Annotated in this window: 3 protein-coding genes; all 3 read left to right on the forward strand. The window is 75.8% G+C overall.

The annotated features are described in order from the left end of the window. Positions 1-54: 54 nt before the first annotated feature. The 3 genes from AC4BDD_RS30435 (at position 55) to fabD (ending at position 24,454) form a co-directional block, all read left to right on the forward strand. Positions 55-2,661: a type I polyketide synthase gene (locus tag AC4BDD_RS30435; RefSeq protein ID WP_490688702.1), complete on the forward strand. Its 2,607-nt coding sequence runs from the start codon at positions 55-57 to the stop codon at positions 2,659-2,661. A gap of 71 nt (positions 2,662-2,732) precedes the next feature. Next, positions 2,733-21,095, forward strand: a complete 18,363-nt coding sequence (locus AC4BDD_RS30440; protein ID WP_490688703.1) for an amino acid adenylation domain-containing protein — start codon at positions 2,733-2,735, stop codon at positions 21,093-21,095. After that, entirely contained in the window at positions 21,092-24,454 is a 3,363-nt protein-coding gene (fabD, locus tag AC4BDD_RS30445; protein WP_490688704.1) for an ACP S-malonyltransferase, read from the forward strand. The genes AC4BDD_RS30440 and fabD overlap by 4 nt, the downstream gene beginning before the upstream one ends. The last annotated feature ends 49 nt before the right edge of the window (positions 24,455-24,503 follow it).

Below are 24,503 nucleotides of genomic sequence, written 5' to 3' on the forward strand. Positions count from 1 at the left end.
GCGTCCCGTAAGGGCCCCGGGATCACGAGCGCACCCCATCAGGGAGAACCAACCATGACCGCTTCCGACTCCGACATCGCGATCATCGGCATGGCCTGCCGCTTCCCCGGCGCGGACTCGGCCGACAAGTTCTGGGAAGTGCTCCGCGAAGGCCGCGAGACCCTCACCCGTTACACCGACGAGGAGTTGCTGGCCGCGGGCGTGCCCGCCGACCGCCTCGCCGACCCCCGCTACGTCAAGGCCGGCCAGACGATACCCGGCACCGACCTGTTCGACTCCGAGCTGTTCCAGTTCACCCACGACGAGGCCGAGATCCTCGATCCGCAGCACCGGATCTTCCTGGAGTGCGCCCACGAGGCCCTGGAACGCGCCGGCTACGACCCGCAGCGCACCGACGGACGGATCGGCGTGTATGCCGGCGCCGGCATGAACACCTACCTGCTGCACAACCTCGGCGAGCGCTACCGGGCGGCCGGCTCCGTCGACCACTACCGGCTGATGCTCGCCAACGACAAGGACTTCCTGGCCACCCGTGCCGCCTACAAGCTCGACCTGCGCGGCCCGGCCGTCAGCATCAACACCGCCTGCTCCACCTCCCTGGTGGCCATCCACACCGCCTGCCTGTCGCTGCTCGGCGGCGAGTGCGACATCGCCCTGGTGGGCGCCGTCCACCTGGCTCCCAAGGACCAGGGCTACCAGTACCAGGAAGGCATGATCTTCTCCCCGGACGGGCACTGCCGCGCCTTCGACGCCCGCGCCCAGGGCACCGTCATCGGCAGCGGCGCCGGCGTGGTCGTCCTCAAGCGGCTCTCCGAGGCGATCGCCGACGGCGACTGGATCCACGCCGTGGTCAAGGGCTCCGCCGTCAACAACGACGGCTCCCTCAAGACCGGCTACACCGCCCCGAGCATCGCCGGGCAGGCCGAGGTCATCGCCGACGCCCAGGAGGTCGCCGACGTCGACCCCGACACCATCGGCTACGTCGAGGCGCACGGCACCGGCACCCCGCTCGGCGACCCCATCGAGGTCGCCGCCCTCACCCAGGCCTTCCGGCAGGGCACCGAGCGGACCGGGTTCTGCGCCCTCGGCTCGGTGAAGACCAACATCGGCCACCTCGACACCGCCGCCGGCATGGCAGGCCTGATCAAGACCGCGCTGATGCTGGAGCACGCCACCTTGGTGCCCAGCCTCCACTACGAACGGCCCAACCCGGAGATCGACTTCGACAAGGGCCCGTTCTACGTCAACACCGAGACCATCAAGTGGCCCGTCGGCGACGGCCCCCGCCGGGCCGGCGTCAGCTCCTTCGGCATCGGCGGCACCAACGCCCACGTCGTCCTGGAGGAGCCGCCCGCCCGCACCGCCGCGCCCCGCGGCCACGACCGCGAGCTGCTCGTGCTCTCAGCCCGCTCCGAGGAGGGCCTGAAGCAGGCCGGCGCCGCCCTCGCCCGGCACCTGAAGACCCACTCCGACCTCGACCTCGGGGCGGTCGCCCACACCCTCGCACTGGGCCGCCGCAGCCACGCCCACCGCCTCGCCCTCGTCGCCAAGAGCACCCGGGACGCCGCGATGGCTCTCGCCCTCGGCGACGAGGACCGCCTGCACCGGGGCACCGCCGCCGGCACCCCCGCCGCGCCCGTCCTTCTCATCGACGGCTCCGGCGCCGACGAGGCCGACCGCACCGACCTGTACGAGGCGGTGCCCGCCTACCGGGAGGCCACCGACGCCTGCACCGAGGCCGGAGCAGGCCCGGACCAGCAGGATTTCGTCCACGGCTACGCCCTCGCCTCCGCACTGCTGGCCTGGGGCACCGAACCGGCCGGCCTGGCCCCCGACGGCACCACCGCCGCGGCCGCCGTCGCCGCCGCCCTCACCGGAGCCCTGCCCCTCGCGGACGCGCTCGCCCTCGCCGCGGGCCGCAGCACCGGCCGCCGGCAGACCCCGCGCATCCCCGTGGTCTCCCCGCGCACCGGCCGCTGGATGACCGAGGACGAGAGCACCACCGCCGATGCCTGGACCGGCACTCCCGGCACCCCCGCGGACCTGGACCGGCTGCTCGACGACGCGGGGCAGTACGCCTTCTCGCTGACCCCCGACGACGGCGCGGAAGCCGGCCCCGCCCACCTGCTGGCGTTGGCCGGACAGCTGTGGACGCGGGGCGCCGCCATCGACTTCGAGGCCCTGCACGCCGACGGCGCCGTCCGCCGGGTCCCGCTGCCCACCCACCGCTTCGAACGCCGCCGCCACTGGGTCGAGCCCGGCACCCACACCTCCGCCCCCGAGGCCGCGTCCACCGACCGGCTCGCCGACCGCTTCGACCCCCAGGACCCGTCCCACAACCGGCGCCTGATCACCGAGCACCTCGCCGAGGAGATCGGCAAGTTCCTCGGCGGCCGCGACCTGGTCGCCCTGGACACCAGCCTGTTCGACCTCGGCCTGGACTCCCTGGTGCTCATCGAGGTGGTCGCCAAGCTCAGCGAGGAACTCGACTTCGCGGTCCCCGCCACCTCCTTCGTGGAGTTCCCGACCATCCGTGCCTTCGTGGACAACGTGGCCGAGCTGATGGGCTTCGCCGCCACCGACAGCGGCGCCCCGAAGCAGAGCGAAGGCCGGGTCTCCCGGCGCGCCCAGCGCGCCGCGGCCCAGGGCCCCGCCGCCTGACCCCTGCCCGCCCGCGGCCCACCCCCCGGCCCCGCCGCCGGAGTACCGAGATCTGTGAGAAGAGAGCGACTGTGGACGACAAGCGCAAGCTGCTGCTGAGCCTGCTGAAGCAGGCGTCCGCCCCGGCGGCGACCGAGGGCGTGGCGATCATCGGCGTCGCCGGCCGGTATCCGCTTGCCGAGACCGTCGGCGAGCTGTGGGAGAACCTGGCCGCGGGCCGGCACTGCATCCGCGAGGTCCCCGCCGACCGCTGGGACGCCGACGCGCACTACGACCCCTCCGGCGTCCGCGCCGGATACAGCAAGTGGGGCGGATTCATCGACGACGTCGACAAGTTCGACCCGCTCTACTTCCAGATCTCCCCGGCCGACGCGGAGGCCATGGACCCGCAGGAGCGGCTGTTCCTGCAGACCGCCGCCGCCGTCCTGGACGACGCCGGCTACCCGGCGGCCCGGCTCGCCGCCCAGGGCCGGGTCGGCGTGTTCGCCGGCGTCATGAACAACAACTACGAGTGGATGGGTGGCGAGGCCAGCGCCCTGGGCGTGCAGACCGACGCCCACTCCAACCACTGGTCCATCGCCAACCGGGTCTCCTACACCTTCGACTTCACCGGCCCCAGCCTCGCCGTCGACACCGCCTGCTCGGCCTCCCTCACCGCCGTCCACCTGGCCTGCGAGAGCCTGCGCAGCGGCGCGTGCGCCTCCGCCATCGCCGGCGGCGTCAACCTCGTCCTGCACCCCATGCACCTGCGCACCCTGGCCCAGCGCGGCATGATCTCCCACGGCGACCGGCTCAAGAGCTTCGGCGCGGACGCCGACGGGTTCGTGGACGGCGAGGGCGTCGGCGCGGTCCTCCTCAAGCCGCTGTCCGCGGCCGTCGCCGACGGCGACCGCATCCTCGGCGTGATCACCGGCTCCAGCATCAACGCGGGCGGCAAGACCGGCGGGTACACCGTGCCCAGCGCCGCCGCCCAGACCGAGGTCATCCGCGGCGCCCTGGGCAGCGCCGGCGCCGATCCGGCCACCATCGGCTACGTCGAGGCACACGGCACCGGCACCCCGCTCGGCGACCCCATCGAGATCACCGGCCTCACCGACGCCTTCGGCGGCCGCCTCGACCCGGCCGCCCGCGAGGCCCGCGCCGCCGTCCCCGTCGGCTCGGTCAAGTCCAACATCGGCCACCTGGAGTCCGCGGCCGGCATCGCCGGGCTGACCAAGGTGCTGCTCCAGATCCGCCACCGCACCCTGGCGCCCTCGCTCAACGCCGAACGCCTCAACCCGGGCATCGACTTCACCACCACCCCCTTCGAGGTGCAGCGCACCCTGCGCCCGTGGACCAGCCCCGCTCCCGGGCAGCCGCTGCGGGCCCTGGTCAGCTCCTTCGGCGGCGGCGGCGCCAACGCCTGCCTGATCGTCGAGGAGTACCTGCCTGCCGCCCCGGCCGCCCCGCTCGCCCCGCACGAGGCGGACGCCGAGCAGCTGCTGGTGCTCTCCGCCAAGACCGAGGAGCGGCTCCGCGCGGCCGCCGCGGACCTGTCCGCCTTCCTCCTCCGCCACACCGACCCCGCCGCCGACCCCGCCGCCGATCCCGCCGCCCCGGCGACGGCCGGCCCGGACCCCGAGGCACTGGCCGAGGCGCAGGAACTCGCGCTGCGGCTGGCCGCCGGCACCCTCGGCGTGGACGTCGGCTACCTGGACCTCGCCGCCGAACTCGCCGAATGCGGCTTCGGCGTCGCCGAACGCGCCCGCTACCAGGCGCTGCTGGCCGACGCCTGCCCCGTGCCGCTGCCCGCCGACACCACCGCCGCCGACACCCTCGGGGGCGTCGCCCTCACCATCGCGGCCGCGCTCACCGCCGCCCGGCCCCGCCCGCGCGAGGACGCCGCCGCGCCGGGCCCGCTCCTCGCCGACGTCGCCCACACCCTCCAGTCCGGCCGCACCGCCCACGAGTTCCGTCTCGCGCTGACCGCCGGCTCCCTCGCCGAGGCCGCCCGCCTGCTGGCCGCCCACGCCGCCGGCGAGCAGCCCGCCGGGATGGTCACCGGCCGCTCCACCCGTACCCGGGTCGAGCTCACCGGTGATCGTGCCGCCGCCCTGGAGCAGGCCCTGGCCCGCCGCGACCTGGCCGGCGTCGCCGACGCCTGGGTGACCGGTGCCGCCGTCGACTGGACCCGGATCACCCCGGCCGCCGCCCGGCGCATCGAGCTGCCCGCGTACCCGTTCGCCCGCCGCCGCTACTGGATCCCGCAGCCTCCGGCCCCGGCCGTCGCGCCACCAGCCCCCGCACTCCCGGCCGGCGACGCCGCACCGGCCGGCGCCGAGCCGGCGGGCTCCGGCACCGCACCGGAGTTCTTCCGCCCCCTGTGGGTCCGCACTCCGGCCCCGGCCGCCGGCCCGGCGACCCGCCCGCAGCGGATCACCGCGCTGGTCACCGCCGCCTCCCGGTGGCTCGGTGAGGCCATCGCCGAACGCCACACCGGCACCGTGGACCTGGTACGCATCGATGAGCAGCCCGCGGACGTGTGGCTGCCGCGCACCGCCGACGCCGACCTGGTGATCCACCTCGGCGGCACCGGCACCCGCGTCAGCGAGGGCACCGGCGACCCCGCCACCGCCGCCGAGCACCTCCGGCACGGCTCCCTCGCCCTGTTCCGCCTGCTCGCCGCCCGGACCGCCGACCGGATCCTGGTCGTCACCAGCGACGTCCACCCGGTGGCCGGCTCCACCGCCGACAACCCCTTCGCCGCCGGCCTGCACGGCCTGCTCCAGGTCGCCCCCAAGGAACAGCCCCAGCTCCGCGCCGTCGCCCTCGACTTCGCCTCGGCCGACGTCATCGGCGAAGCCGGCGACCTCAGCGAGACCGGCGTCCGCGCTCTGGCCGACACCGTCCTCGCCGAGCCCGTCGACGCCACCGGCCGCACCACCGCGCTGCGCGCCGGCATCCGCTACGAGCGCCGCCTCGGCCGCGTCGCCCTGCCGGCCGCCCACCCCGCCGACCGCCCCGTCTACCGCGACGGCGGCGTCTACCTGCTGATCGGCGGCACCGGCGGCATCGCCCGCGAGCTCAGCGTCGACCTGGCCCGCCGGCACCGCGCCCGGCTCGTCTGGTTCAGCCGCGGCGAGCTCGGCGCCGAACACCTCGCCGCCATCGAGGAGATCCGCACCCACGGCGGCGACGTCGCCCACGTCCGCGGCGACGCCTGCTCCGCCGCCGACCTGGCCGCCGCCGTCACCGAGGCCCACCAGCGGTTCGGCGCCCTGCACGGCGTCGTGCACGCCGCCATGGTCTTCGACAACCACCTCCTCGCCGACCTCGACGAGGCCGCGTTCACCGCCGCCACCCGCGTCAAGACCGAGGGCGCCGCCGCCCTGGCCGCCGCGGTCGCCGGCGAACGCCTCGACTTCCTCGTCTACTTCTCCTCCGCCGGCTCCTTCGGCCGGTTCGCCGGCAACGGCGCCTACATCTGCGCCTCCGCCACCGAGGACGCGTACGCCCTCTTCCTGCGCGACCGCCTCGACCACCCGGTCACCGTCGTCAACCAGGGCTACTGGCACCAGGTCGGCTCCGGCGCCCAGCCCGGCCTCGCCGAGATCTTCCAGGGACTGGGCATCAGCGGGTTCACCGCCGCCGAGGGCATCAGCGCCGTCGAGCGGATCCTCGCCGCCGGCCTGCCCCAGGCCATGCCCATCCGCGCCAACCGGCGCGCCCTGGAAGCCATGGGCCACGACCTCGCCCTCGACGGCGAGGCGCTGCCCGGCGGCTACCCCGCCGCCCTCGCCGGCCGCGCCGCCCGCCTCGCCGACGCCGTCACCACCGACCCCGCCGCCAACCGGGTGCTCGACGGCTACCAGGAACTGGAGGCGGTCTCAGCCCCCGTGCTGCTCGGCGTCTACCAGCGGATGGGCGTCTTCCGCCGCTCCGGCGAACGCCACAGCGCCACCGCGCTGCGCACCTCCCTGCGCATCCAGGACCGCTTCCAGCGCCTCCACGAGGCGCTGCTCAACATCCTCACCGGCGCCGGACTGCTCGCCCGGGACGGCGACCGGATCACCACCACCGCGGCCGCCGGCGCCGTGGACCACACCACCCAGACCGAGGGCTGGGAGGCCGAGTTCGACCGGATCGCCGCCGCCTACCCGGACATCGAGCCCACCGTCACCCTCAACCGGCTCTTCCTCCAGTCCTACCCGCAGATCCTGCGCGGCGAGGTCGGCGCCACCGAGATCATGTTCCCCGGCTCCTCGATGAAGCTGGTGCAGAACTTCTACAAGGGCAACCCGCTCACCGACCACTTCAACCTGCTGGTCCGCGAGACCGTCCGGCACGCCCTGGAACTCCGCCTGGACCGGCTCCCCGCCGGCACCTCCTTCGAGGTGGTCGAGCTCGGCGCCGGCACCGGCGCCACCACCGAGCGGGTGCTGCCCGCCCTCACCGACCTGCCCGGCCGGGTCGGCTACACCTTCACCGACATCTCCCCGCGCTTCCTGGAGTACGGCCGCGACCGGTTCGGCGACCGCTACCCCTTCACCCGCTACCAGATCCTCAACCTGGAGCGCGGCCTCGCCGAGCAGGGCTTCACCCCGGCCGGTACCGATCTGGTCCTCGCCACCAACGTGGTGCACGCCACCAGCGACCTGCGCGCCACCCTGCGCAAGGCCAAGGCGCTGCTGCGGCCCGGCGGCTGGCTGGTCCTCAACGAGCTGACCTCGGTCCGCCCGCTGCTCACCATCGGCGGCGGCGTCCTGGAGGGCTGGTGGGCCTTCGACGACGGCGAGCTGCGCATGCCCGACTCGCCGCTGGCCTCCCCGGAGGGCTGGACGCGGATCCTCCACGAGGAGGGCTACACCCAGGTACGGGCGCTGGGCGCGGACGGCGCCGAGCTCGGCCAGACCGTCCTCGTCGCCGAGAGCGACGGCGTCGTCCTCAGCGCACACCCCGCCGCCGCGGCGAAGACGCCCGCGGCCGAGACGTCCGAGGCCGGGACGTCCGCCGCGGACGGGGTCGCCGACCGGCTGAGCGAGCTGGTCGAGCGGGTGCTGAAGCTGGAGGAGCGGATCGACCCCGACCGCCCGCTGGCCGACTACGGCTTCGACTCCCTCAGCGGCATGAAGATCGTCTCCGAGGTGGACGACACGTTCGGCGTCACCGTCCCCCTCGGCGACTTCTTCGAGCACCCCACCCTGCGCGGACTCGCCGCCCACCTCGCCGCGAACTGGCTCGCGGAAGCCGCCCCGGCACCCGCCGAAGCCCAGGTCGCCGCCTCCCCGGCACCCACCGCCCCGGCTCCCGCCGCGGCCCCGGCCAACGGTTCGGCGTCCGCCGGTTCCGTGCCCACCGAATCCCACGCACCGGCCACCCCGGCCACCCCGGCCGCAGCCCGGGCCGCCGAGCTCATCCTCCGCCCACGGCACGCTGCCGCCGCCGACGACCCGGCCGCCGGCCACCCGCTCTCCGAGGGCCAGCGCGCCCTGTGGGTCATCGAGCGGATCGCCCCCGGCACCTACGCCTACAACCTGCCGCTGGCCCTCTGGCTCGAGCCCGGCCTCGACCTGCTCGCCCTGCGCACCGTCCTCCAGGACCTCCTCGACCGACACGAGGAACTCCGCGCCACCGTCCGCGACGGTGCCGACGGCCCCGCCGTGCACATCGCCGCCGAGCCCGAGCTCCCCTTCCAGCAGACCTTCCTCACCACCACCGACGAGGCCGCGCTGCGCGCCCGGATGACCGAGGACCTGCGCCGCCCCTTCGACCTCGCCACCGGCCCCCTGCTGCGGGCCTCCCTCTACACCCTCGGCGACGGGCGCCAGGCTCTCCTGCTCACCTTCCACCACCTGGTCTTCGACGGCGTCTCGATCGCTCTGCTCCTCGCCGAGCTCGAACGCGGCTACCGGGCCGTGGCCGACGGCGGCCTGCCGCCCGCCGACCGCCCCGCCCGCACCTACGCCGAGTTCACCACCTGGCAGCGCGAACTCCTCGCCGGCCCCGAGGGCGACCGGCTCCGCGCCTACTGGACCGACCGCCTGCACGGCCGGCAGACCACCGTCCCGCTGCCCCTGGACCGCCCCCGCCCGGCCGTCCCCGGCTACCGCGGCGCCAGCGTCGACGGCCACCTGCCCGCCGACGTCACGACACGCGCCCGCACCCTGGCCGCCGCCGAGGGCACCTCCCTCTTCGGGGTCCTGCTCACCGGCTGGTTCGCCCTGCTCCACCGGTACGCCGACCAGCAGGACATCGCCGTCGGCACGCCGACCGCCGGCCGCCCCGCCACCGGCTACGACGACGTGTTCGGCTACTTCATGAACATGATCGTGCTCGCCGAGCGCGTCGACGGGGACGAGGCGTTCCGCACCCTGCTCCGCCGCGCCCACTCGACCGTCCTGGGCGCGCTGGAGCACGGCGCCTACCCGCTGATCACCCTCGCCGAGGAGCTCCGCCGGCTCGACCCGGCCGCCCCCGCCGCCCCGTTCAACACCGCCTTCTACTTCCAGAACTGGGCCCGCGGCGCCCGGCCCGGTGGCCTGGTCCTCGGCCCCGTCGAAGGCGTCCACCAGGAGGGCGAGTTCGACCTCACGCTGGAGGTCGTGGAACAGGCCGAGGGGTGCCGCTGGACCCTGAAGTACGACCCCGACCTCTTCGACGCCTCCACCGTGGAACGCCTCGGCGCCCACTTCGCCACCCTGCTCACCGCGGCCGTCACCGCCCCCGACACCACCGTCGGCGACCTCGACCTGCTCACCGCGGACGAGCGGACCGCCCTCGCCGCCGGCCCGGCCGCCGACTACCCGGCCGACAGCACCGTGTGGGACCTGGTACGCCGTCAGGCCGAGGCCCGCCCGGAGAGCATCGCCGTCCGCCACCGGGACACCGCCCTCACCTACCGCGAACTCGCCGCCCGCACCGAGGCGCTCGCCGCCCGGCTGCGCACCGCCGGCGTCGGCCGCGGGCGCACCGTCGGCGTCCTCCTGCCGCGCGACGAGAGCCTGCCGGTGGCCCTGCTCGCCGTCCAGGCCGCCGGCGGCACCTACGTGCCCCTGGACCCCGGCTACCCGCAGCGGCGCCTCGCCTACATGGCCGAGGACGCCGGGCTGTTCCTGATGCTCACCCACTCCGCACACCAGCACCTGTACGAGGGCGTGCCGAGGCTGCTCACCGACGGCGGCCAGGAGCCCCCCGCGGCCCCCTCGCCCGGCCCGGCCGGACCCGAGGACACCGCCTACGTCCTCTACACCTCCGGCTCCACCGGCCGCCCCAAGGGGGTCGAGGTCCCGCACCGGGCCCTGACCAACTTCCTGTGGTCCATGGCCCGCGAACCCGGATTCGGGCCTGCCGACACCCTGCTCGCCCTCACCACCGTCTGCTTCGACATCTCCGGTCTGGAGCTGTACCTGCCGCTGATCACCGGCGGCACCGTGGACGTACTGCCCGCCGAGGACGCCCGCGACGGCGTCCGGCTGCGCCGCGCCGTCGAGGCGAGCGACGCCACCGTCATCCAGGCCACCCCGGCCACCTGGAGCATGCTGCTCGCCGCCGGCTGGCAGGGGGACCCCGGCCTCACCGTGCTCTGCGGCGGCGAGGCGCTGCCCGCCGACACCGCCCGCGCCCTGCTGGCCGGCAACCGCGCGGTGTGGAACCTGTACGGGCCCACCGAGACCACCATCTGGTCCGCGGCCGTCCGCCTCGCCCCCGGCGAGAAGGTCACCATCGGCAGGCCCATCGCCAACACCACCCTGTACGTGCTCGACAGCGCCCGCCGGCCCCTGCCGGCCGGCGTCCCCGGCGAGCTGTACATCGGCGGCCACGGCGTCGCCCGCGGCTACCTCGGCAGGCCCGGCCTGACCGCCGAACGGTTCCTCGACGACCCGTTCGCCGGCACCCCCGGCGCCCGGATGTACCGCACCGGCGACCTGGTCCGCCGGCTGCCCGACGGCCGCATCGACTACCTCGGCCGCATGGACTCCCAGGTCAAGGTGCGCGGCTTCCGCGTGGAACTGGAGGAGATCGAGGCTGTCCTGCGCGGCCTGGACGGCATACGCGAGGCCGTGGTCGTCGCCCGCGGACAGGACGGCACCCACCACTCCCTGCTCGCCTGCTACGTGCTCGCCGACGGCGCCGCCGAACCCACCCGTGAACAGCTCTCCGGCTGGCTGCCGGAGCACATGGTCCCGGACACCCTGCTGAGGGTCAGCGGCTTCCCCCGCACCCTCAACGAGAAGATCGACCGCACCACCCTGGCCGGCCTCCCGGTCGCCGAACTCCGTACCCGCTTCGGCACCGGCCCCGACGGCGGCGCCCCCGCCGCGCCCGCCCCCGCCCCCGCCAGGGGAGCCGGCGGCCGCACCGGGGCACTGGTCGCCGAACTCGCCGCCATGGTCGCCTCCCTCGCCCAGGTGCCCGCCGAAGACGTCCGAGCCCACACCCCGCTCGGCGAGCTCGGCATGAACTCGGTGTCCTTCACCGCGCTCAGCACCGAGCTGCGCAAGGCCTACGGCATCGAGGTCTACCCGACGCTGTTCTACCGGCGCGGCACCCTGCACGCCCTCGCCGAGCACCTGTGGGAGCACCACCGAACCGAACTCACCGCCCACTTCGGCACCGCCGGCGTATCCACTGACGCATCCGCCGACGCCGCCGAGCCTGCTGCCGCGTCCGCGACCGCCAACGCCCCTGCCACCGCCGCTGCCGAGGCGTCGAGCGGGCACCCGGCCGGCCGCGACATCGCGGTCATCGGCATGGCGGGCCGGCTGCCCGGCTCCGCCGACCTCAAGGAGTTCTGGCAGCACCTGGCCGCCGGCGACGACCTGGTCACCGAGATCCCCGCGGACCGCTGGGACTGGCGCGACCAGCCTCGCTCCCGCTCCCGCTGGGGCGGCTTCGCCCCCGGCGTGGACCGCTTCGACGCCGCCTTCTTCGGGATCTCCCCGCGCGAGGCGGAACTGATGGACCCGCAGCAGCGGCTGATGCTCGAAGTGGCCTGGTCGGCCATCGAGGACGCCGGCTACCGCCCCTCCGACCTCGCCGGCAAGCGGGTCGGCGTCTTCGTCGCCGTCACCAACTCCGACTACCTGGACGTCCAGCGCGCCGCCGGCCGCGGCACCGAGGGCCACACCCTCACCGGCGCCGCCCTGTCCGTCATCCCCAACCGGGTCTCCTACCTGCTGGACCTGCGCGGCCCCAGCATCGCCGTGGACACCGCCTGCTCCGGCTCCCTGACCGCCGTCCACCAGGCCACCGCCGCCCTCCGCGACGGCACCTGCGACCTGGCCCTCGCCGGCGGCGTCAGCCTGATCCTGTCCCCGTCGGTGTACGAGGCGCTCAGCCAGGGCGAGATGCTCAGTCCCGACGGCCGCTGCAAGGCCTTCGACAGCCGCGCCGACGGCTACGTCCGCGGTGAGGGCGCCGGCCTGGTCCTGCTCAAGCCCCACGACCGGGCCGAGACGGACGGCGACGCCGTCCACGCGGTCATCAAGGCGGTCGCCGTCAACCACGGCGGCCGGACCACCTCGCTGACCGCCCCCAGCCCCGAGGCCCAGGCCGACCTCCTGGTCGACGCGTACACCGCCGCCGGGATCCCGCTGGACAGCGTCGGCTACGTCGAGGCCCACGGCACCGGCACCGCCCTCGGCGACCCCATCGAGACCACCGGCCTGTCCACCGCCTTCCGCCGCCTGCGCGCCGCCGGCGACACCGCCGCGCCGGGCACCGCGAGCCCGGTCGCCCTCGGCTCGGTCAAGACCAACATCGGCCACCTGGAGGCCGCCGCCGGCATCGCCGGCCTGTTCAAGGTCGCGCTCGGCCTGCGCCACGGCACCATCCCGGCCAGCCTGCACTTCCGCGAGCAGAACCCCTACCTCGAACTCGACGGCGGCCCCTTCGAGATCGCCGCCACCGCCCGACCCTGGCCGCGCACCCACGACACCGACGGCACCCCGCGGCCCCGCCGCGGCGGCGTCAGCTCCTTCGGTTTCGGCGGAGCGGGCGCGCACCTCGTGCTGGAGGAACCGACCATGCCCGACACCCGCGACGACCAGGCGGGCGCCCAGCTGTACGTGCTCTCCGCCCGCGACGAGGAGGCCCTGCGGCGCACCGCACAGCGGCTCGTGGACCACCTCGACGCCGAGGACGTCCCGCCCGGCGACCTCGCGTTCACCCTCCAGACCGGCCGCGAGCCGATGGCCCACCGCCTCGCCGTGGTCGCCGGCTCCACCGGCGCGCTGCGCGACGAGCTCGCCGCGCACCTGGCCGGCCGGCCGTCCGCGGTCCGCACCGCCCGGGTCGCCGACGACGCGGCCGCCGCCGCCCCCGCCGCGACCGCCGACCTCGACGCCGTGGCCGCCGCCTGGCTGGCCGGCGCCGAGCCGGACTGGCGCACCCTGCACCGCGGCCCGCGCCGCCGCGTCCACCTGCCCAGCTACCCGTTCACCCCCACCCGCCACTGGGTCACCGCACCGGCGGCACCGGCCAGCCCGGCCCCCGCCGCGCCCGAAACCCCCCTGCACCCGGCCCTGCTCGACTCCGAGCTGCCCGCCGAGCCCGGCACCGGCAGCGGGGGCGCCACCCGGGTCTTCGCCAAGGAGCTCACCGGCACCGAGTTCTTCCTCCGCGACCACATCGTCGGCGGTGAGCCCGTGCTGCCGGGCGTGGTCCACCTGGAGATGGCCCGGCTCGCCGGCGAACTCGCCGCCCCCGGCACCCCGGTGACCGGTGTCGACGGACTGGTCTGGGCCGCCCCGGTCCGGCTCCCCGCCGGCACCGCCGGCCTGCGGGTCCGCCTCACCGGCGACCCGGCCCGCCCCGCGTCCTTCGAGATCCGCGGCGCCGCCCAGGACGCCCCGCCGCACTCCGCCGGCACACTCCGGTTCGGCGACCCGGGCCCCCGCCCGGCCCCCGTCGACCTGGCGGCCGTCCGCGCCCGCTGCCCCCGCGTCCACCCCGCCGCCGACGCCTACGAGGGCTTCGCCCGGCTCGGCTTCGCCTACGGACCGGCCTTCCGGGTGATCGAGGAGATCGCCGAGGGCGACGGCGAGGCCATCGCCCGGCTGCGCCTCCCCGCGGACCACCGCGCCGACGCCGCCGCGTACGCCTTCCACCCCTCGCTGCTCGACGCCGCCCTGCAGACCGCCGGCCGGCTCGCCCCCCAAGCCGCCGACCCCGCGCACCCGGTCCCGTACCTGCCGTTCTCGCTCGGCTCGGTGCGCCGCTACGCCGACCTGCCCCAGCAGGTCCACGCCCACGCCACCCCCTCCACCCGCCCGGCCCGCCCCGGCACCCTCTGCTTCGACGTCTCCCTCCTGGACGACGCCGGCCAGGTGGTCTGCGTCATCGAGGCGTTCACCCTGCGCGCCGTACCCGCCGCCGCGGCCACCCACCGGGCCCCCGCACCCGCCCCGGCCGCCGAACGGGTGCACGCCTTCCGCGCCGACTGGGAGCCGCTGCCCGCCGCCGCGGGCACCCTCCCGGCCGGCACGCCCGTGCTGGTCCTCGACGCCGGCGGGGCCGCCACCGACAGCCGGACGGAGGAGATCACCGCCGCCCTCGCCGCCGCCGGCGCCATACCCGCCGTGCACCGCCCGGCCCTCGGCCCGGCCTCCGCCGCCGCGGCCGAGGCCGCGCTGGCCGCCCTGCCCGCCACCACCGCCGGCACCCCGGTCGTGGTGCACCTGGCAGGCCCCGACACCGCCCCGGCCGACGCCGTCGAGCACGGCTTCCACACCGCCGCCGCCCTGCTCCAGGCCTGGCAGCGGTCCCGCCGGGGCGCCCTGCGCTACCTCTACGTCCACGCCGACCCGGCCGGCTCCCCGGCCCACCCGGCCATGGCCGCCCTGGCCCGGTCGGTCCGCCTGGAGCACCCGGCCGTCGAGTTCGGCGTCCTCGCCGTCGCCGTCGGCACCTCCCCGGCGGCCGCGGTCACCGCCGAACTCGCCGCCCCCGGCGGTCCCGAGGTCCGCGCCGACGCCACCGGCCGCGCCCGCCGCACCTGGCACCGCACCGATCTGCCCGCCGCCGGCCCCACTCCGTACAGCGGTCCCGGCGCGCACCTGATCACCGGCGGCACCGGCGCCCTCGGCCTGCTGCTCGCCGAGCACCTCGCGGCCGTCCGCACCGCCGCCGGAGCGCCCGCCGGGGGGATCGTGCTGGCCTCCCGCACCACCCCCGGCCCCGAGGCACTCGCCCGGATCGCCGCCATCGGCGCCCGCGTGATCCTCGCCGACGTCTGTGACCCGGCGGACGTGCGCCGCCTGGTCGAGCAGGCCCGCGCCGCCCACGGCAGGGTCGCCGGCGTGCTGCACGCCGCCGGCGTGCTCCGCGACGGTCTGCTGGCCCGCAAGGACCGCGCCGACGCCGAAGCCGTGCTCGCCGCCAAGGTGCACGGCACCGTCCTGCTCGACGAGGCCACCCGCGAGGACCGCCCGGACTACTTCGTCGCCTTCTCCTCCGCCGCCGCGGCCTTCGGCAACACCGGCCAGACGGACTACGCCTTCGCCAACGCCTTCCTCGACCACTTCGCCGAGGAGCGGGAACGGCAGCGCCAGGCCGGCACCCGGCACGGCCGCACCCTGGCCGCGGCCTGGCCGGTCTGGGCCGACGGCGGCATGCGGATCGACGCCGCCGCCGAGGAGTTCATGGACCGGGTCCTCGGCATGCGCCCGCTGGCCACCGCCGCCGCCCTGGACGCCCTGGACCGCGCCCTGGCCGGCACCGCCTCCCGGCTGCTGCTCGCCCCCGGCGACCCGGACCGCATCCTCTCCGCGCTGACCGGCACCCCCGCCCCCGCCTCCGTCCCGGCGACGGCTCCGGCCGCGGGGGCGGGCGGGGCCACCGGGCAGGTGCCGGCGGCCGACGCCCAGGAGCGCGCCGAAGCCCTGGTCCTCGGCCTGCTGGCGGAGGAACTCAAGCTGCCCGAGAGCGAGATCGCCCTCACCGAGTCCTTCGACCACTACGGTCTGGACTCCCTCATCACCATGAGCGTGGTCCGCCGCCTGGAGGACCGCTTCGGCCCGCTGCCGAAGACCCTCCTCTTCGAGTACGTGACCGTCCGCGAGCTCGCCGGCTACCTCACCGCCGAACACCCGACCGCGTTCGCCGACCCCGCACACCCGGCAGGCGAACCCGCGGCCCCCGCACCGGCAACCGCGACACCGGCGCCCGACCCCGTGGCCGCTCGGACCGCCGCCGCCGAGCCCGTCCAAGCCGCCGTGCCCGAGGCCCCCGCACCCGCCCTCCCGGAGCCCACCGCCATGACCCCCGCCCCCGTTCCGGCCTCCGCCCCCTCCACCTCCTCCGCCCCCTCCGCCTCCACCTCCGGAGCCGACGCCGACATCGCGATCATCGGCGTCGCCGGCCGCTACCCGCAGGCCGACGACGTGGACGAGTTCTGGAGCAACCTCCGCGCCGGCCGCGACAGCGTCGAGGAGATCCCCGCCGACCGCTGGGACCACGGCACCTTCTACGACCCCGACAAGTCGGTCTTCGGCAAGACCTACGGCAAGTGGGGCGGGTTCGTCCGCGGCGCCGACCGCTTCGACCCGCTGTTCTTCCGCATGTCGCAGATCGAGGCCGAGCACACCGACCCCCAGGAGCGCGTCTTCCTGGAGACCGTCTGGCATCTCCTGGAGGACGCCGGCTACACCCGCGCACAGCTCCGTGGCGCCCGCACCGGCGTGTTCGTCGGCATGATGTACGGCCACTACCAGCTCTACGGCGTCCAGGAGGCCCTGCGCGGCAACGGCTTCGCCACCTCCTCCTCGTACGCCTCGGTCGCCAACCGGGTCTCCTACTTCTTCGACTTCACCGGGCCCAGTGTCGCCCTGGACACCATGTGCTCCTCCTCGCTGGTCACCATCCACCAGGCCTGCCTGGCCATCCGCAACGGCGACTGCGACGTCGCCGTCGCCGGCGGTGTCAACATCTCCAGCCACCCGGTGAAGTTCCTCCAGCTCGCCCAGCGCGGCTTCCTCGCCGAGGACGGCCGTTGCCGCAGCTTCGGCGACGGAGGCACCGGCTACGTGCCCGCCGAGGGTTCCGGCGCCGTCCTCCTCAAGCGCCTCGACGCCGCCCTCGCCGACGGCGACCGCATCCTCGCCGTCGTCAAGGCATCCGCCGTCAACCACGGCGGCGCCGGCTCCGGTTACAGCGTCCCCAACCCCAAGGCCCAGGGCGACCTGGTCCGGTCCGCCCTCGACCGTGCCGGCCTGCGCCCCGCCGACCTCGACTACCTGGAGGCGCACGGCACCGGCACCGCCCTCGGCGACCCGGTCGAGGTCACCGGCATGCTCCGCGCCTTCAAGGGCGACACCCCCGACCGGCTGCCGATCGGCTCGGTGAAGTCCAACATCGGGCACGCCGAATCCGCCGCCGGTGTCGCCGCCATCACCAAGGTGCTGCTCCAGATGCGGCACGGCGAACTCGCCGCCTCCCTGCACGCCGACCGCCTCAACCCGAACATCGACTTCGGGACCACCCCGTTCGAGGTCCAGCGGGAGACCGCGCCCTGGCCGCGCCGGGTCCTCGCGGACGGCACCGCCAAGCCGCGCACCGCCGGCGTCAGCTCCTTCGGCGCGGGCGGCACCAACGCCCACATCATCCTCCAGGAGTACCTCGCCGACCCGGCCGCCGCCGAGGCCGCCGGTACGCCCGCGGGAGGCCCGCACCTGGCCGTGCTCTCCGCCCGCGACGCCGGCCGGCTGACCACCCAGGCCCGTCGGCTCGCCGCGCACCTGCGCGCCGAGTCCGCCGGAACCACCCCCGCGCAGGTCGCCTGGACCCTGCAGACCGGCCGCGAGGCCATGGAGCACCGGATCGCCGTCCTCTTCCACGACCTGCCCGAACTCGCCGGCAAGCTGGAGGAGCTGGCCGCCGGCGGTGCCCCGGCCGGCAGCCACCGCGGCGTGGTCAACCTGCGCAAGCCCGTCAAGGGCGAGCCGCCGGCCGCCGACCCGGCAGCCGTCGCCGAGGCATGGACGCAAGGCCGCCCGGTCGACTTCACCGTGCTGCACCCGGCCGTCCGGCCCACCCGCGCCGCCCTGCCCGGCTACCCCTTCGACGGGGAGCGGGTCTGGCTGGCCGCCGCGGACGCCGAACTCGCCGCCCTCGACCCGGGCACCGGACCGGCCACCGCCGCCTCGGCCGCCGGCTCCGCGCCGGCCGCCCCGGTGACGGACGCGACCGCGTCCGCCGGGCAGCTCCTCGTCCGCCACTGGGTCCCCGCCGCCCCGGCCGCCCGGACCGCCCTGCCCGCCCGCACCGCCGTCCTCGCCGCCCCCGGCACCGAGGCCCTCGCCGCCCGGCTGGCCGCCCTGCTGCCCGCCGCCGAGATCCTCACCCCCGACCGGATCGCCGCCGACCTCGCCGCGCCCGGCACCCGCTGGGACCGCTTCGACGCGGTCGTCGACCTGGCCGGCTGCACCGCCCCGGCGCTGCCCTCCGCCCACCACCTGCTGCCCGACTGGCTGCGCTGGATCCAGAGGCTCGTCGACAGCCGCCACGAGCTGACCGCCCTCCTGGTCACCCGCCAGACCCCCGCCGGCCCCGGTACCGGCGGCGCCGCCCGCACCGGCCTGTACCGGATGCTCCAGAGCGAGTACCGCCACCTGCGCTCCCGCCACCTGGACGCCGGGACCGCCGGCGACGAGGAGCTCTGCCGGCAGATCACCGGCGAACTCGCCGCCGGCGACGATCCGCACGAGGTCGCCCACCGCGACGGTGTACGCCACACCGCACGGCTGACCGCCCTGCCGGACACCGCGGCCCCGGCGCCCGCCTTCCCCGACGGCCACGTCCTGTGGGTCACCGGCGGCACCCGCGGCCTGGGCCTGCTCACCGCCCGCCACTTCGTCGAGAGGTACGGCGTCCGCAAGCTGGTGCTGACCGGCCGCGAGCAACTCCCGCCGCGCGCCGAGTGGCCCGCCCACATCACCGCCGGCACCCCGCTGGGCGCCAAGCTGCGCCCGCTGGCCGAGCTGGCCGAGCGAGGCGTGGAGCTGGAGGTCCTCGCCGTGCCGCTGGAGGAGAAGGAGGCCCTGGCCAAGAGTCTGGCCGAGGTCAAGCTCCGGATGGGCCCGGTCGGCGGCGTGGTGCACAGCGCCGGCTTCACCGACTTCGAGACCCCCGCCTTCGTCCGCAAGACGCAGGCCGACATCGACCGGGTCGTCGGCCCGAAGGTCTTCGGCCTGGACTCCCTGGTGGAGTGCTTCCGCGACGAGCCGCTGAGCTTCTTCGTGCTCTACTCCTCGGTCGCCGCCACCGTTCCCGCGCTCGCCGTCGGCCAGAGCGACTACGCCCTCGCCAACGCCTACCTGGACGCGGTCGCCGAAGCCCGCCCCTACGGGCTGCCGCTGCTCAGCATCGAGTGGCCGAGCTGGAAGGAGACCGGCATGGGGGAGGCGCGCAGCGCCGCGTACCAGGCATCCGGCCTGGACACCCTGACGGACGCCCAGGGCCTGGCCCTGCTCGACCGCGCCCTGGCGAGCGGCGCCCGGGTGGTCCTGCCGGCCCTGCCGCGCCCGGAGGCCGCCTTCGACCCGTCCCTGCTGACCGCCCGTCGCCTCGTCCCGGCCCAGGCCGCCGGCGCTCCGGCCCAGGCCACCGCCGTGCCGGCGGCGCCGGCCGCCGCGGCCGTCCGGACGGGGGAGGAGGCCGGGGTGCGGGCAGCCGTGGACGCGGCCTCCGCATGGCTGCTGGACCTGCTCGCCACCGAACTCCGCTTCGACCGGGCCAAGCTGAACGGCGACACGCCCATCCAGGACTACGGCACCGACTCGATCATGGTGTCGCAGCTGGTGCAGACGGCCGCCAAGCGGCTCGACGTCTCCATCGACCCCTCCGCGCTGCTGGAGCACCCGACCGCGGACGGTTTCGCCGCCCACCTGGCCGAGGATCACCGCGAGGCGCTCCTCGCGGCCTTCGCCCCGTCCCAGGCGGCCCCGGCCGGCACGGCCACTCCGGCCCCGACTCCGGCCCCCGAACCGGCCGCCGCCCCCGCCCCTGTTCCTGCCGCCGTAGCCCCGTCCGCATCGCCCGCCCCCGCCGGCGGTCCCGCCGCCGCGATCCCGGCCGCCGCCCCGGCCGGCGCCGACATCGCCGTCGTCGGCCTCGCCTGCCGGTTCCCCGACGCGCCGTCCGCCGGCGCGTACTGGGAACTGCTGCGACAGGGCCGCTCGGCCCTGCGGCCCATCCCCGACACCCGGTTCGGCCACCCCGTCGGCTACCACGCCGGCCTCCTCCGAGAGGAGCTCCGTTTCGACCCGGAGGCATTCCTCCTCGCCGAGGCCGACGTCGCGGCCATGGATCCGCAGGCCCTGCTCCTCCTCGAAGAGGTGGACAACGCCCTGCACCACGCCGGGTACCGGCCCGCCGAGCTCAAGGGCCACCGGGTCGGCGTCTACGTCGGCGGCCGGGCCACCCACACCCCCGAGACCGACCGCCTCGCAGGCGCCAAGAACCCGGTCGTCGTCACCGGACAGAACTACCTGTCCGCCAACGTCTCCCAGTTCTTCGACTTCCGCGGCCCCAGCGTGGTCGTGGACACCGCCTGCTCCTCCGCCCTGGTGGCGATGGACATGGCCGCCCAGGCGCTGCGCGCGGGCGACATCGAGGCGGCCGTGGTCGCGGGCGTCAGCCTGCTCGCCGACGACCGGGCCCACCAGGTCTTCGGCCAGCGCGGCCTGCTCAACCCCGGCCCCGCCTTCCACGTCTTCGACCGCCGGGCGGCCGGCCTGATCCTCGGCGAGGGTGTCGGCGTCGTCGTCCTCAAGCCGCTCGCCGCCGCCCTGGCCGCCGGGGACCGCGTCCTCACCGTCCTCAAGGGCATCGCGATCAACAACGACGGCCGTACCGCCGGGCCCGCCACCCCGAACCTGGCCGCCCAGAAGGAGGTGATGGTCGAGGCCCTCGCCCGCAGCGGCCGGCTCCCGAAGGACATCGGCTGGGTGGAGGCCAACGGGTCCGGCTCCGCCGTCACCGACCTGCTCGAACTCAAGGCGGTGGAAGCGGTCTACCGGGCCGGCTCGGCGCAGCCGGTGGCCCTGGGCTCGGTCAAGCCGAACATCGGCCACCCCCTCGCCGCGGAGGGTATCGCCGCGTTCATCAAGGTGGCGCTGATGCTGCACCACGGGGAGCAGGTGCCGTTCGGCTCCGGCCAGGAGCCCCTCGCCCACTACGACCTGGACGCCTCCCCGCTGTACTTCCCGCGGGAGGCCCGGCCCTGGCCGGCCGAGGCCGCACTCGCCGCCCTCAACTGCTTCGCCGACGGCGGCACCAACGCCCACCTCCTCCTCGCCCCGCCCCCGAACACGGCGGTCGCTGCGGCCCGCACCGAACTGCCCCGGCCGGCCCGCACCCCGCGTGTGGTGATCCGCCCCGCGGCCGCTCCGGCCGCCGCCGCGCCCGCCGAGCCCGCCGCCCCCTCCGGGGGCCTGTTCTGGGACACCTTCCGGTGACCGCCGCCGCTGCCGCGAGCGCGGCCCCGGCCGGAGACCTGCCCGTGGTCTTCATGTTCTCCGGCCAGGGCTCCCAGTACTACGGCATGGGCAAGGAGCTGTTCGACCAGGACGAGGTGTTCCGCGCCGCCCTGCTCCGCCACGACTCCGTGGTCGCCGCGGAGCTCGGCGAGTCCGTCATCGCCCGGATGTTCGACCCGGCCCGGCGCAAGAACGAGCCGTTCACCGACACCCGGCTCACCCACCCCGCCATCGTCATGACCGAACTGGCCCTGGCGGAGACCCTGCGCTCCTCCGGCCTGGAACCCGACTTCCTGCTGGGCTCCAGCCTCGGCGAGTACGCGGCGGCCGTGCTCTCCGGCAGCCTGGACGAGGCCGACTGCCTGCGGGTGCTGGTGCGGCAGGCCAACGCCATGCGCGTCGGCCCGCGCGGCGGCATGCTCGCCGTCCTCGCCCCCACCGACGTCCTCGCCCGCATCCCCGCACTGGCCGACTGCGATGTCGCCGCCCGCAACTACCCCGGCCACTTCGTGGTCGCCGGCACCGAAGACGCCCTCGCTCGCGCCGAGCGGGAGCTGCGCGCCGCCGATGTGCTGCACCAGCGGGTGCCCGTCGAGTACGCCTACCACTCCCGGCACATGGAAGACGTCCTCGACCAGTGCCGCCACGCCTTCGACGGCGTGGCTCTGGCCCGCCCCGCCGTACCGTGGATCTCCTGCGTGGACGGCCGGCCCGTCGAGCGGCCCACCGTCCAGCACTTCTGGCAGGTGGCCCGCCGCCCCATCGAGTTCGAGCGGGCCATGGCCGCGATGGGGGAGCGGGGCGACTTCCTCTACCTCGACCTCGGCCCGTCGGGCACCCTGCACAACTTCGCCCGCAACAACCTCCCGGCGGGGAGCCGTTCGCGCTCCCTGCCCCTGCTCAGCCCCTTCGGGTACGACCCGGAGCAGATCCCCCGGGCCCGGAGGCTGGCCGCCCCGCGGCCGGCCCCGGCCGTCCGGCCCGTTGCGGCCCCGCGGGGAACCGGCGCACCCCACACACCCAGGAAGGCACACGGCATGAAGGTCTACGGTTTCCCCGGACAGGGGTCCCAGCAGCGGGGCATGGGCAAGGAACTGTTCGCGAAGTTCCCCGACCTCACCGCCGCGGCCGACCGGATCCTCGGCTACTCCATCGAGGAACTGTGCGTGACGGACCCCGAGCGCCGCCTCGCGAGCACCGAATACACCCAGCCCGCGCTCTACACGGTCAGCGCCCTCAGCCACCTCGACCACCTCACCCGCGACCCGGAGCCCGCCGACTACCTCATCGGCCACAGCCTCGGTGAGTACGTCGCCCTCTTCGCCGCCGGCGTCTTCGACTTCGAGACCGGCCTGCGCCTGGTACAGCGGCGCGGCGCCCTGATGGCCGCGGCCGCGGGCGGCGGCGCGATGGCCGCGGTCGTCGGCACCGACGAGGACACCCTCAACCGGGTGCTCGCCGAGTCCGGCCTGGACAGCCTGGACCTGGCCAACCACAACGCCCACGACCAGTTCGTGCTCGCCGGCCCGGCCGAGGCGATCGACGCCGCCCGCACTGCCTTCGAGGCGGCCGGCGCCCGCGCGGTCCGGCTGAACGTGAGCGCCCCCTTCCACTCCCGCTACATGCGGGGCGCCGCCGAGGAGTTCGCGGCCTTCCTGGACGGGTTCACCTTCGCCCCGCCGACCGTCCCGGTGCTCGCCAACACCGACGCCCGGCCCTACCGGGCGGACGCCGTCAAGGAGACCCTGGCCGCCCAGATCGCCTCCCCGGTCCGCTGGACCGAGACCGTCCGGCGGCTGATGGGGCACGGCGAGTTCACCTTCACCGAGCTCGGCCCCGGCCAGGTCCTCACCCGCCTGGTCGCCCGCATCCGCTCCGCCGCCACCCCGCTCCCGGCCCCCGAACCGGCCCCCGCCCCGGCGGCCACGTCCCGGGTACAGGCCACGGCCGCCACCGTCGAGCCGCCGGCCACCCCCGCCCCGCTCCCGGCCGCCACCAGCGTGGACCGCACCCTCACGACGGCCTCCGCCGCCCCCGAGCCCGCTGCCACCCCGGCGGCCGTCTCCGCCACCCCCGGAGCCTCCCTCCACGCGGACACGCTCGGCTCCGCGAGCTTCCGGGCCCGCTACGGCCTGCGCCGCGCATACCTCCTCGGCTCCCTCCACGGCGGCATCTCGGGCCCCGAGATGCTGCGCGCCGCCGCCAAGGCCGGACTCCTGGGCTTCCTGGGCACCTCCGGACTCACCGCCACCGAGACCGAGGACCACCTGCGCTCCCTCGCCACCGACCTCGGCCTCGGCGGCGCCTTCGGCGTCAACCTGCTCTACCGGCATGGCGCCCCCGAGCAGGAAGCCGCCCTCGTCGACCTGCTGCTGCGGCACGGCGTCGACCTGGTGGAGGCCTCCGGCTTCCCGCTGATCACCCCGGCACTGGTCCGGTTCCGTCTCAAGGGCGGCCGGATCATCGCCAAGGTCAACCGCACCGACGTGGCCGCCGAGTTCCTCGCCCCGCCGCCGCGGGCGCTGGTCGACCGGCTCCTCGCGGCAGGCGAGGTCACCGACGAGGAAGCCCGCCGGGCCGCCGCCCGCCCGATGGCCGACGACCTGTGTGTGGAGGCCGACGGCGGCTGGCTCAGCAGCACCGCTGACCTGCTCACCCTGCTCCCCGCCGTCCTGCGGCTCCGCGACGCGGCCGCCCTGCCCGGCCACCGCGTGCACATCGGCTGCGCCGGCGGCATCGGCACCCCGGAGGCGGCCGCCGCGGCCTTCCTCCTCGGCGCCGAGTTCCTGCTGACCGGATCCGTCAACCAGTGCTCGGTCGAGGCCGCCACCAGCCCCGAGGTCAAGGACATCCTCCAGGAGGCCCGCGAGTTCGACGTGGACACCGCCCCCTGGGGCGAGATGTTCGAGCTCGGCGTACAGGCCCGCTACCTCAAGCGCGGCCTGTTCTTCCCCGCCCGGGCGGCCCGCCTGTACGAGGTCTGGCGGCACCACGGCTCCTTCGCCGAACTCGACGCCGACACCCGCGCCCAGGTCGTCGACCGCTTCCTGGACGGGGCCCAGCCGCCGGCCGCCGTGCCCGGTCAGGACCCCAAGGCCGAGCTGGCGGCCCTCTTCCGGGGCTACTTCGACCGAGGGTTCCGGCTCGCGGTCACCGGTGACCAGCGGTCCCGGGTCGACTACCTCGTCCACTGCGGGCCGGCGATGGGCGCGTTCAACCAGGTGGTTGCCGGCACCCCGCTGCAGCCGTGGCGCTCCCGCACCGTGGAGGCCATCGCCGACACCCTCCTGGAGGGCGCCGCGGCGCATATCGCGGGCCGCCTGAACACCTTCCGCTGACCGGCGCGCCGGCGCGCCGCCGGCACCCGCGGCTGCCCCGCCCTCACCA

The organism is Streptomyces sp. JLBT605 (assembly GCF_058215555.1).